At 50.3% G+C, this 12393-nt stretch carries 11 protein-coding genes and 2 pseudogenes; all 13 read right to left on the reverse strand.

Annotation, left to right across the window (positions count from 1 at the left end; genetic code table 11):
* Positions 1 to 65 precede the first annotated feature (65 nt).
* Positions 66 to 155: pseudogene (locus tag B9Y93_RS25275) on the reverse strand (helix-turn-helix domain-containing protein); the annotation flags it as partial.
* A 5-nt stretch (positions 156 to 160) separates the two neighbouring features.
* Positions 161 to 1765 carry a recombinase family protein gene (locus B9Y93_RS20195; RefSeq protein ID WP_085497601.1) on the reverse strand — a complete coding sequence of 535 codons (1605 nt, stop codon included), beginning with the start codon at positions 1763 to 1765 and terminating at the stop codon, positions 161 to 163.
* A gap of 75 nt (positions 1766 to 1840) precedes the next feature.
* Positions 1841 to 1993, reverse strand: coding sequence for a hypothetical protein (locus tag B9Y93_RS24700; protein ID WP_176228991.1), 153 nt, complete (start codon positions 1991 to 1993; stop codon positions 1841 to 1843).
* Between the two features lie 280 nt (positions 1994 to 2273).
* Positions 2274 to 2573 (reverse strand): hypothetical protein, encoded by a 300-nt coding sequence (locus B9Y93_RS20200; protein WP_085497602.1) that lies wholly within the window; start codon positions 2571 to 2573, stop codon positions 2274 to 2276.
* Between the two features lie 1733 nt (positions 2574 to 4306).
* Positions 4307 to 4663: pseudogene (locus tag B9Y93_RS24970) on the reverse strand (response regulator); the annotation flags it as partial.
* 19 nt (positions 4664 to 4682) lie between these two features.
* Positions 4683 to 5489, reverse strand: coding sequence for a hypothetical protein (locus tag B9Y93_RS20210; RefSeq protein WP_085497605.1), 807 nt, complete (start codon positions 5487 to 5489; stop codon positions 4683 to 4685).
* Positions 5486 to 6055, reverse strand: a complete 570-nt coding sequence (locus B9Y93_RS20215; protein WP_085497608.1) for a PilN domain-containing protein — start codon at positions 6053 to 6055, stop codon at positions 5486 to 5488. The genes B9Y93_RS20210 and B9Y93_RS20215 overlap by 4 nt, the downstream gene beginning before the upstream one ends.
* The gene (pilM, locus tag B9Y93_RS20220) at positions 6055 to 7128 is read right to left on the reverse strand and encodes a type IV pilus biogenesis protein PilM (protein ID WP_085497609.1); all 1074 of its coding nucleotides are present in this window, start codon (positions 7126 to 7128) and stop codon (positions 6055 to 6057) included. Before pilM ends, B9Y93_RS20215 begins: the two co-directional genes overlap by 1 nt.
* A gap of 18 nt (positions 7129 to 7146) precedes the next feature.
* Positions 7147 to 7899 carry a prepilin peptidase gene (locus B9Y93_RS20225; RefSeq protein WP_085497612.1) on the reverse strand — a complete coding sequence of 251 codons (753 nt, stop codon included), beginning with the start codon at positions 7897 to 7899 and terminating at the stop codon, positions 7147 to 7149.
* 65 nt (positions 7900 to 7964) lie between these two features.
* Positions 7965 to 8411, reverse strand: a complete 447-nt coding sequence (locus B9Y93_RS20230) for a prepilin-type N-terminal cleavage/methylation domain-containing protein (RefSeq protein ID WP_244903509.1) — start codon at positions 8409 to 8411, stop codon at positions 7965 to 7967.
* A 57-nt stretch (positions 8412 to 8468) separates the two neighbouring features.
* Complete coding sequence (locus B9Y93_RS20235) at positions 8469 to 9677, reverse strand: type II secretion system F family protein (RefSeq protein ID WP_085497614.1); 1209 nt, start codon at positions 9675 to 9677, stop codon at positions 8469 to 8471.
* Positions 9677 to 10711, reverse strand: a complete 1035-nt coding sequence (locus B9Y93_RS20240) for a type IV pilus twitching motility protein PilT (RefSeq protein WP_085497616.1) — start codon at positions 10709 to 10711, stop codon at positions 9677 to 9679. The genes B9Y93_RS20235 and B9Y93_RS20240 overlap by 1 nt, the downstream gene beginning before the upstream one ends.
* An 11-nt stretch (positions 10712 to 10722) precedes the next feature.
* Entirely contained in the window at positions 10723 to 12390 is a 1668-nt protein-coding gene (locus B9Y93_RS20245; protein WP_176228992.1) for a GspE/PulE family protein, read from the reverse strand.
* Between the last annotated feature and the right edge of the window lie 3 nt (positions 12391 to 12393).

Consider the following 12393-nt stretch of genomic DNA (forward strand, 5'->3'; position numbering starts at 1 on the left):
ACCTTCCCGCACCGCTATCGTACGGTGAAGGAATTAGAAGGTTGCATTCAGGGCGATAGGTATTGTCAGATCTTTAACTCCCCAAGCTTTATCAGCTCGACTACCGCTTGCGACCGACCCTTCACGTTTAATTTCTGCATCACATTCGTGATGTATTCTGTTAGGCATTCTGCCAAGCTTCACCTGAGCGATAGGTCAGATACACCTTGATCTGTCCATCTTCATTCACTTCGATGCGTTCAATCCAATGCTTGATGAATCGGGCCTCTTCATCTACAGAAGCATCTGACAGGACTGCTTGACTCAGCAGCTGCTCCAATCGTTCGCGCGCATGCTCCTCGATTGCTGATTGCTGCCAATCCTTGCCCTCAGCAGATTCAAGCTGCTCCCACTGCTGCTCACAGCGCTTAAGCTCCTGTTCGAATCGCTCCCGCTCATACTCATACTGCTTGGGATCGAGTTCACAATCGAGAAGCGATTTCTTAAGCCTATACAGCGCCTCGCGGTAGCGGCTGATCTTAAGCTGCAGCTGCTCCTGTTCCAGCATCTCGCTCGATGTGCTGTCGAAGCAATCCCGCTGCCGTTCGAGCAGCTCTTCAGCGCTTATAAGCTGCTGCATCATGGCCGCGAGCTGCTTGCGGATCTCCTGACAGAACGGCTCATAAGGCAGCCAATATGCATTGCTGCAGCCTGCTCTGCCTTGTCGTCTGCGCTTGGAGCAAACCAAATATCGATACTCGCTTCTGCCGCTGTTGCTGCCGCGCGACTTCACACTCACCATCGCTGAGCTGCACTCCTTGCATGTTATCAGCCCTGCAAAGACATTGACCTTATGGCGGACGCCGCCCCGTTTGCCGCCTCCCCGTTCAAGCCGCAGCTGCTGCGCCTTCTCGAATACTTTCACATCAATGATCGGCGGATGGGTGACTTCCTGCAGCGATTGCTCCCATAGTGTTCGTTCTCGCTGCACCAATTTCTTTTTGCGATGATGAAGATCTTCTAACTGATGAACCTTCACAATTTCATATTTGCTAAACCAGTTTTCCCCCGTATAGACCGCATTCTGCAGGATGCGCTGTATGGTTGTCACTCCCCAGCACCCGCGCTTCGGAGAAGGAATGCCCTGCTCATTCAAATGCTTTACAATCGCCTTTTCCCCGTACTGGTGCTCGGTGTAGAGGTCAAAGATCTCACGTACAATCTGCTGCTGCATGGGATCGGGATCAAGCGATTTGCGCCCGTTAATCTCAGTCTTCCGGTATCCATAAGGCGCAATGCTGCCTGTAAAATTGCCTTTGAGCCCTGATTGACGAAGCCCTCTTCTGGAGCTTAAGCTGATCAACTCGCTTTGCTTTTGATTCACTGCAGCGAAGATCTGAAACTTAAACTCATCATTGTCGAGATACGAGTCAAAGTTCTCGTCAATCGATATTAAGCGAATCGACAGCGAATCCACCAGCATTCGCTTGAGCATCAAGGAGTCCATCATATCCCGAGAAAATCGTGACAGTGAAGCAAAGATAACTGCCTTAAAGTCCCCCTCCTTCGCATGCGCCATCAGCTGCTTGATGGCAAGACGATCGACGATGCTCGTTCCTGTATCCCGATCCTCGAACACCAGTTCATCCGGCTGCCTGAAGCCAAGCAGCCTTGCTTTCTCGCGGCAAATGCCAAGCTGATGCTCAGGGCTGTCGCGCTGACTCTCCTTCGTTGTGCTGACTCGGACGTATACTGCTGCATCGATAAGCTGCTCCGCTTGTTTCATACGCATACGCCTCCCTCGTTGAAGCATATAGGACTGCCGCAGACTGTGCTTCTCTTATTTGCTCTTACTTTGATCTTACTTGCTCACTTTGCTGTTCCTTACTCCCCTTACTGCCTTCGCCTCATGCACCGCTCGCTTCACGATTGTTCTTGCTAACGAATCCAACAGCACTTTGGGGTCTTTCATACCCTGATGATAATGAATCGTAAAGCTCTGATTCTTCTTCACTCAGCATCCCTCCTTGGTTGTTACTACAACCTATTCGAAGAGAAGCTTGGTCTATGATTCATGTGCACACGCAAAAAAAGACCCTAGCGGCCACTGCGATGAAGTGGTCGTTAAGGTCCTCGTTTACATATGATGATCTGCTGATTTGAAGTTGCGCCCACAGCCTCACATGAAACACCCTTGTAGTAGGCGACTGCTTCAATGAATCGCCATCTGATACAGCAATAGCTGCTCGTGGCTTTACAAAAAAGCTTAGCTCAACCTCTATCCGCCTTGTATCTTAGATGGAGGAAGCCGAGCCGCTTTCTTCATTATAATAGTAAACATCCTCCGTGACTGAGCCTTTCCATGGCGTCCACCATTTGCTATCCAGATGAACCACGATAAGCAGGGTCTCTTCGCCGATATGCTGAATCGCTTGGTACATATGATTTGACTTATAGCACTCATGCACATCCTCGCGGCTGTCGTACACCTGTACGATCTTGCGATAAATATGCTTAGCACTTTTGATGGAAGTGACCGGAGAATGCGGATACGAGTCACACAAAGTTAGATTTTTGAATTTCTTCGGCTTCATGCTGATCCCCCTTAACTTTGTTCCTCCATCGATCAGATATACTTCTCGATCTTGACGCCTTTCAGCTCTAGCCAGCCAATCAAGAAGGAGAAGCCATCCATCGACAACTGTACGCTCTCCTTCTTGTCGTCACCTGTCACCATGTCGATGCGAATCGTTCCATCAAATTCGTTATAAATGACGGAGTAGTTTACATCTACATTATCAAGCTGGTCATTCCATTTGCACATAATGCTGCTTTCAATATTTCTCATCTTTTTGCGCTTCAAATCAAGCTCATGCTCCTGAGCGCTCCGTGTCTGATGGCTGGCGAGCGTTCCTTCTTGCTCCAACATAGACTGTCCTGACGCTGTCATGGTTATCTCCTCCGCTTCATGTGCGTTCTTTACTTGCTCTAAACGGCTCTTCTGCGCTAACCCTGATGCGTACTGGTTGTCCTGCCGATCCCGCCAAGCTTCCTCGTCCCTTACATTTGAAGCATGAAATGTCGTTGTACCGTTAGCTGCGGCTGCCGCAGACTGTGCGATGGCCGCAAGAGGCTCCGCTGCAGCCCCTTGTAAGTCCTCAGATTGTGGTCGAAGCCCCCTCTGATCATCCAAGCGCCAATGATCACGAGCATTCCCCTGGTCAAGATCCCTCTCTGCTTCTCCATAAGCAGAGCTTGGCGTATGAGCTGCAGCATTCACTGGATTCGCATTGCTCTGTTCACACTGTGCGCCCCAGCCTCCCTTTGCTTGCTCTGGCCTGCTATCTGGACGGGACATGAAGGACTCCGTCATCGACTGCTCGTGACCATAGCGGTGCTCATCATAATCGGCAGGTTCTCCTGCTTCGTATAAATTGCGTTTATTTTCCCCTGTATAAAAGGAAGCCTCTTCTCTCCCATTCTCAAGCTGACGATCCAGCGGATCTGTCGATATCGCAAGCGGCTGCTCCATGCCATCCTTGACTTCTACAGAAGCCAGCAGCTGCTCCAATTCGGCTGTTGTAAGCGGTTGAGACCAATCCTCTGCCCGCATGGTAAGGGTCTCCTCCTGCGCAGTCAGCTCTCCTCGCTGACCGCTCTCATATATCCCCTTGCCAAATGCATACTCATTAGCTTGCAGCTCCACATTACGCTTCTCGTCCCGCTCCTCGGCTTGAGCTTGCTTCGCGTCACGCTGCAATAAAGATCCGAACTCCTCATCTTCCCTTGTTGACGATATCGCGGAACGGCTTTTTTCTGCTCGCTCAATCGCTTCTGAACCTTCATTGCTGTCCGTAAGCGCTCTCCCTGCATCTGAATATGCCCCTGATCCCGTGTGCTTTACCTCCTTGGAGCCTTCGTCATTGGATAAAGCCATTGCCTCTCCGCTCGGCGCCTGTACAGACACTTCAGTATGTAATGGATTCTGCTGATCAGATGAATCAGCAGAATACGCCTTCCCCTGCGGCTCAAGAGGCAGATGAAACGGTGTTGGACGTGCCAGCTCCTGCTTCTGCTCCCTCGCTTGCTCTTGCTTCTGATTCTTCTCTTGCTTCGTCTCCGTCTTCTGCTCCTGTAATGCGGGTCTGCTAACATAAGAAGGATCTTCTTGTGCCACAGACACAGCTTGCTCTGCTTCTCGCGCTGCACGTTCCAATGCTTCCCGCTTCTCTAGGGCCTGCTGCTGTTCAAGCGCAGCTCTCTCCATTGCCGCTTCTTTCTCCTCTTGCTCCTTCTTCGTGAGCTCCTGCGCATTGCGAATCAATGGCATGACCTCTTCGATCACTTCATTGACACGCTCTGGCTCAAACGGCTTCATCACATACTGATTCGCGCCTGCCTTCAACGCCTTCGAGATCAAATCCCGCTGGCTCATGGCTGAGCAAATCAGAATAACCGAATGAGGGTTGATTCCGCGAATTTCCTTCAATGCTGTAATACCATCCATTTCAGGCATGGTGATATCCATGATGACGAGGTCTGGCCTTAATTCACGATACAGATCTACACCGATTCGTCCATTCTCTGCTTGTCCTACAACCTCATAGCCGGACTTGGTTAAAATATCGGTTAGCATGAGACGCAAAAACTTGGTATCATCAACGATTAAAATGCGAAGTGACATCGCAGATTCACCCTCCCTCTTATGGTTCTGTTGGCACATTCACGGGATTGATCGATCGAACGGGAACCTTCTTCCCGCTTGGCGCAGGGAACGTTCCTGGAGGAAGCTGCTCTTCTATGCCATAGAATTGCGGTGCGTAGAAGACCGTTATCGATAAAGAATACGTATTTTTACTGTCATCAAAGGTTATCGAATCCACCTTCACAACCCGCTCCATCGCCTCCACCGATTTCAGAAAGCTGTTGAATTTCACATAGCTTGGAGACTCCACTTCCAGATTGACAGATAACTTATACACGTCCAGGGATAGCGGAACAGCTGCTGGAGCCTGCTCTCCCGCCTCTGCTGTTGAAGCAGCTCCCTCTGCTCCATCATCCTTCGTCCCATCCGTTGGCGCTTCGGCTGCAGCAGGCGCCGCTGCCCGTCCAGCACCTGCTCCTGCTGTATTGGCATCTCCTTTTGCTATTGGCACAGCCTGAAGCAATTCTTCGGTATTGGACAGCGTAGATGTAAAGGAGTAGTTCGTAATAACGCTGCTTGTATCCTGTTCTCGCTTGCGAAGCTCCATGATAAGCAGGTCCGAGAAGGATTCAACCGGCACCTTCTTCTGCAGCTCTACTAGGTCCGCTTCACTTTGCTTTGAGAGCTGCGTTTGCGCTTGCAGGGTCTCTAGCATCTTTTGATTCAGCTTGATCTTGTCCTTTTCCTGAGCAATCGTCTGCTTGATCGGCTGTATGCCGTAAACATAGTACAGGGCCAATCCGCTTATGATTACAATAGAGGCCGCGATCAGAGCAATGAGCCGCAGCTGCTTGGCATTCATCATGAGCCATCCGCTCCTCTCAGCTTGAATGCTTCCCGGTCCACTTCTATGAGGAATTGTCCCTCATATTGACCTGGGCCTGCCGTCTCACCCTTTTGCTTCACGAGTGAACGTATCTCCGCCGTTACAACCCACTCCGCATAAGTTAAATGGTGGACATATTGCGCAGCCTCAGCCGAATTGTCGAATTTGGCCGCAATATTAATCACACCTGGTTCTACATAAGCGTAGGATTTGAAAAAGCCATTCGCAGGCAGCAGCGACGAAAGCTGATCAATAATGCTGCCCGTATTTAGCGGCAGCATCTCCACGGACTCCACAATCTGTGCATACTGATCGACAATCGATGCACTGACGCCCTGCAGCAGCTTCGCAGATACCACTTCAATCTGCTTCTCCAATTGCTTCGACTCCTGCTGCACTCTTTGCTCTTCTTGACTCAGCACATAATGGGTAATGAATAAGCCGACGGAGCCAAGCAGCACAACCGCCGCCAATACGATGACCGACACGAAGAAAAAGAAGCTTCGTTCTTCCCGCTGCGGCAGCAGGTTAATTTCACTCAGCATTACACTCCCCCCTTGAGGGCGAGGCCTAAAGCGAGATAATACTTCGGCTCAATCAAATCCTTCGCCTGTGTCTCGAACAGCTCCTTCGAGAACGTAAACGGCAGCTTGCCGAAGCTCTCTTGCATCGCAAGCGCAAGATCATCTAAATACGGATAATCGCCGGTTAAAATGATTTTATCGATCTCATCCTCATGATGATGAGTCACGGAACGATAGAAGCCAATGACCCGCTGAATCTCACTAATCATGACGTTGATTTCATACGTAAGGTAGCTCTCATCCCCTGTCCATACGGGAGTTAAGACACCACGCTTGTTCAATTGGCTCTCCCAGTTGTCAATGGACAGGTTCATCTTGAACTGCCGCAGCAGCATAACCTTATGCTTGTGAATAATGCTTACCATGACCGATTGAAGATCGAATTGGATCGACAGAAGCGGAGCCTCTGCTTGAAGTTCAAGCTCCAGCTTGTCATTCGACTTATAGTACAGTCGATAGATGGCTAAGGCCGAGATGTCTGCTGCCACAGGCTTCAGCCCGACGCTTGAGAGCAGCTGCGCGTATTCCTTGACGACCTGCTCCGGCGCGGCAAAGAGCAAGATCTCATGCTTGTCCTCGTGCCGTTCAAGATAATCGATATCAAAGACCGGATCTTCGAACGGAAGATGAATGCTTGTGCCTAGCTCCAGGTACAGATAGCCCTTAATCTCCTCATCTGGAATATCCGATGGTATTTCCAGCTTGCGCACGATGACGACGGAATCAGGGACGATAAACTGGACCTCCCGATCCCTGAGCTTCCATTTTTGAACATGTTCCTTAAGCATTGCCCTCAGCCGCTCTGGATCTGCGATTCGCCCCTCTTGCACAATGCCGGAGGGAAGGTAGACCTCGCCGAAGGAGGTCGCTCCGTAGAGGCTTGGTTTCTTGGCATCCACGTACCGAATGACATGATCCTTGATTACAAGGCTGACCATTTTCTTTTTAGGGATTTTGCGGTCAGCTGACTTGGCTCCTGTGCTGCCTCGGTCCTGGCGAATTCGATTCCGTACTCCTGCCTTAACAGCTCTCATCTTCTCACCCCCATAACGTTACAGTAACTGAAAATACCATGACAGCAGCCTATCCCCCCATAAATAAGCGGCTATTGTGCCGAGCGCAATCGCTGGACCGAACGGCATCGGCTCTCCCCGCTTTACCTTGCCGAACAGCATGCCGAGCAGACCGATGATCGTTCCAAAGCACGCGGAAAATAAAAAAGCGAGCAGAACGCACTTCCAGCCTAATGCCAGACCAAGCACGCCAAAGAGCTTGATATCGCCGCCGCCCATGCCATTTTTGCTGACAAGCGCGATGAGAAGCAGCAGGGTGAAGCCCGCCACCGCTCCAAGCGGCATGTTCCACCAAGGTCCTGCGGGAATAACCAGCCGTAACGCAACAAACAAGATCGCAAATACAAGCAGGATCTTGTCTGGAATAAGCATATAGCGGAGATCCGTAATGCAAATGAGAATAAGCAGCGAGATTAAGGTCCATACGACGAAGACCTCAGGCTGCCACCCGATCAGGATCGGCATCGCGACGAACAAAGCCGCTGTCCCGATCTCCGTAAGCGGATACAGGATAGAGATAGATGTACCGCAGCCTTTGCAGGTCCCTTTTTGCACAAGGTAAGAAAAAAAAGGGACCAGCTCGCCTGCCCCTAATGTCCGTTGACATGTCGTGCAATGCGAGCGTGGCCGAATAATCGATTCTCCAACCGGAACACGTAAACCTACCACATTGTAGAAGGAGCCGAGCACAAGGCCAGCTATTGCAGCATAGATGAAGTAGAGCGTGGTCATGGTTTAGCCTCCTGTGAAATTGGGTTTAATACTAGAAGAGAACCGCCATTACTCACTTCTCTCTATTAACTTACTGCGTCCCTCTTCACATTTGCCTCAGGAGTTAAAGTAATAATTCCGTTTGTTCCGTTTGTAATTAATACCTGATAGGTAAGAGCTCCTGTGGCTCCTGCCGTAATAACAACCTGTGAAGCGGTGCTATCGTAAGTACCACCGTGTGGGTCACGAATAACTTCAATATAACCCTTAGTGATTAACCAATCTAGCGTAACTGTCGATGATGATCCTGGATTAGGTCTAATAGTAGCATCGCCAGCCACAGCAATTTTAGCTGAACTAATCATTTGCATTGCATTCGCAGCATGCGCATCCTTCTTGCTGTTCTCAATAATTCCGCCAATCGCAGGAATCGCGATTGCTGCAATGATGCCGAGAATAACCACGACGGCGAGCAGCTCGATCAGGGTTAAACCCTTTTCATTTTTGACCTTCTTCATGACCAATTGTCCCATCTGTTTGTTTCCTCCCTTTGAACATCTAAATAATTTATTATAGTGATGCACTATAACCTACTTCACGTGGTTGAAGATATCGAACATCGGCACGATGATCGAGAGCACGATAAGGCCCACAATGCCCGCAAGCATAATGATCATAATCGGCTCAATCAACCCTTTTAACGCATCCGCAGTGGAATCCACTTCCTTCTCATAGAAGTCCGCGATCTTCTCGAGCATAAAGTCAAGCGAACCTGACTGCTCTCCGATCGCGATCATCTGTGTAACAAGCGGAGGAAAGATCCAGTGCTCCTTCATCGGACCAGACAGCGTCTTGCCGTCCTGCAGAGAAACTCGCGATTCCTTCAGCACGCGGGACATGACCTCATTCATGACGACCTTCTCGACGATGTTAAGCGCATCAAGAATCGGAACCGAACTCTTGAACAAGGAGCTTAGCGTACGCGTCATCCTTGCGATCATCGACTTCTGAACCAGCTTGCCGAAGATCGGGACCCGCAGAATGGCATGATCCAGATAATATTTGCTCGTAGGATTACGCCTCACTGCGATAATGCCTATTACATTGCCTATGAGAAGCAAAATAATGAGCCACCAGAAGGCTTGCATCCAATCACTGATAGCAAGCACCATCTTCGTAATCCACGGCAGCTCCGCTCCAAATTGCATGAACATGGAGGCAAACGTCGGCACGATGTTGGTTAACAAGAAGATGACGACGCCAATCGCTACGATCGTAATCGCAATCGGATACGTTAGGGCTGACTTTACTTTTTGGACTGTGTAATGCTGCTTCTCAAAGTAAGTCGCCAGTCGATCCAGCGTCTCATCCAAATCCCCTGAAGCCTCGCCTGCCTGCACCAAGTTTATGAACATGGGCGGGAAGATCTTGGGGTGCTCCCTAGCCGCCACTGAGATAGGCTTGCCGGAGCGAATCTGCTCTTCCACCTGAAGCAGCGCCTTCTTCAGCGCCTTGCTTGCGGTCTGCTGGCCAAGTATTCGTGTAGCCTCCGCTACTGAGACCCCAGCTTCAATAAGGGTGGAGAACTGTCTGAGATATATGACAAAGTCCTGTGTCTTCACCGGACTGCCAATGGAAATGTCCTGATTGAGAAAGCTTGTCTCGATCTCGACGATGTCTGAGACCGCAATTCCTTTTTCTCGAAGCGCAATGACGACTTCCTTGCGCGTGGCTCCCGTCACCTTGCCCTTGCGCGCCTTGCCAAGCCGGTCCCGACCAACATATTCAAACTGAGCCATCAACTCATCTCCCTAAAGTATGGTGCGGCTACCTCGCGTGTAATGATCTTCTTGTCGATCAGCTCATTCATGGACATCTCAAGCGTATGCATGCCGAGCGACTTGCTTGTCTGCATGAAGTTGAAGATCTGATGCACCTTCTCGTTGCGGATGAGATTCGCGACAGCGTGATTATTGATGAGAAGTTCGGTCGCGACTCGTCTGGCGCGATTGTCTGCGGTTGGGAACAGCCGCTGCGAGAGAATCGCAATCAGCACTGATGCCAGCTGAATACGAATTTGGCCCTGCTGATTCGCAGGAAAGACGTCCAGTATCCGGTCAATCGTAGCCGGTGCATTAGGTGTATGCAGCGTTCCAAATACAAGATGTCCTGTCTCTGCCGCTGTAATGGCTATCGAAATGGTCTCCAGATCCCGAAGCTCGCCGACCAGAATAACGTCCGGGTCCTGACGCAAGGCAGCACGCAGCCCGTTCGCGAAGCTAAGGGAATCATGGCCAATCTCGCGCTGGTTAATGACTGAAAAGTGATTCTGGTGCAAATACTCGATCGGGTCTTCAAGTGTGATGACATGCTTGCGCATCTTCTTGTTCATATAATTGATAAGCGATGCCAATGTCGTTGACTTTCCGCTACCCGTCGGCCCTGTAACGAGAATCAGCCCTTGCGCCTTCGTGCACAGCTGCTGCAGCGTTTCCGGCACATGAAGGGAATCAAGCTCCGGAATCCTGGTTGGGATTAGGCGCAGGGCAATCCCGATATTGGACCGCTGATGGTACACATTGACGCGGAACCGTGTAAGCTCCTTGATGCCAAAGGAAAAGTCCAGCTCCCGCTTCTCTAGCAGCGTCTCCCACTGTTCCTTCGTCATAATGCTTTTAGCCATCCTGACCGTATCCTCAGGTGTAAGCAGCTCTTCTCCATGCTGCTTCAGATCACCATTAATCCGAATCATGGGAGGAACACCAACGGTCAGATGCACGTCCGATGCCTTCTGCTCAAATGCCATATGAAGGATCTGGTCCAAACGCTCCATCGTTTCCCCTCCTAGTCATCGATTGCGACTCGCAGCACTTCCTCCGTCGTCGTGTATCCTTCCTTGACTTTCATAAGGCCATCATCGATCAAAAAGATGGTGCCTTTGCCGATGGCCGCCTGCTTGATCTGCTCGATCGAACGATTGTCCATGATCATGCGGCGGATCTCCTCATCGATGACCAATATTTCATGAACCGCAATGCGGCCTTTATAGCCGGTCATATTGCAGGTTCCGCAGCCTTTGCCCCGCGCAACCACCTCAAGCGTCATGCCGCGCTTCGCGAAGATCTCGCGCTCGCGCTCAGTCGGCGCATCCATCTGCTTGCACTCTTGACATATGCGGCGAACGAGACGCTGCGCTACGATGCCCGATAGTGACGCCGCCACCAGAAACGGCTCTATTCCCATATCCGTCAAGCGCGTTATCGTACTAATCGAGTCATTGGTATGTATGGTGCTCAGCACCAAGTGCCCTGTTAGTGAAGCCCGGACTGCGATCTCGGCCGTCTCTGTATCTCGTATTTCCCCCACCATGACAATATTGGGGTCTTGTCTCAGAATAGCCCGCAGCCCTTTGGCGAACGTCATGCCCGTGCTCGTGTTCACCTGCACCTGATTAATGCCTTCAAGCCGATACTCTACAGGGTCCTCAACCGTAATGATGTTGACCTCTGGCGAATTCAGTTGATTGAGCGCGGAATAGAGCGTCGATGACTTCCCTGATCCGGTAGGACCCGTAATAAGAACAATGCCAGTCGGCTTCTCGATCATGTCGATGAATCGATCATAGTTAACGGGGTGAAAGTTCATCCGCTTTAAGTCAATGGCCGAACTGCCCAAGTCCAATATCCGCATAACGACTTTCTCGCCATATACGGTAGGCAGTGTCGAGACACGCAGGTCAATCGGGTTGCCGTCCAATATAATCTTGATGCGTCCGTCCTGCGGAATTCGAAACTCTGTAATGTTCAGGTTCGAAATGATCTTAATGCGCGCCACAAGCATGCTGAGCATGTTGCGAGGGAATTTGCGCTCCGTTCTAAGGATGCCGTCCACTCGGTAGCGAACGACAACGTCCCCTTCTCTAGGGTCAATATGAATATCGCTCGCCCTTTGCTGGTAAGCAGCAAGAATCAGCTGATTTACGAGCTTGACGATTGGCGAATCCTCATCTGTAACGGTATCCTCTTCTTTGCCTTTTCCTTTTTTCAAATCCTCGCCAATCAGGTCTTCCATGTTCTCAACAAGGCTGTAATACTTATTAATCGCTTTATGAATATCTTCTTTGGTCGAGATCGAGACCTCAATCTGGAAGCCTGTGGACAAGCGCAGGTCATCAATCGCATAAAAGTCCATCGGGTCCGCCATCGCAACATACAGCTTGTTGCCTTCCTTCTTCAGCGGAATACACTTGTTGCGCTCAGCGATTTCTTTAGGTATGACGCTTAGCAGCTTCGTGTCTATCGGATATTTGAATAAGCTGACATGAGGAATGCCCAACTGGAATTCAAGAACCTCGATCAAGCGCTGCTCGGTAATGAAGCCAAGCTGCATAATCGTCTCGCCAAGTCGTTGATTCGGCTTCTTCTCCTTCAGGGCAAGCTGCAGTTGGTCTTCTGTAATGAGTCCATGCTCTACTAACAAATCTCCAATTCGTTTGCGAGATTTATTGATCATTTC

Source organism: Paenibacillus aquistagni (assembly GCF_900177815.1).
GTDB lineage: Bacteria > Bacillota > Bacilli > Paenibacillales > Paenibacillaceae > Paenibacillus_B > Paenibacillus_B aquistagni.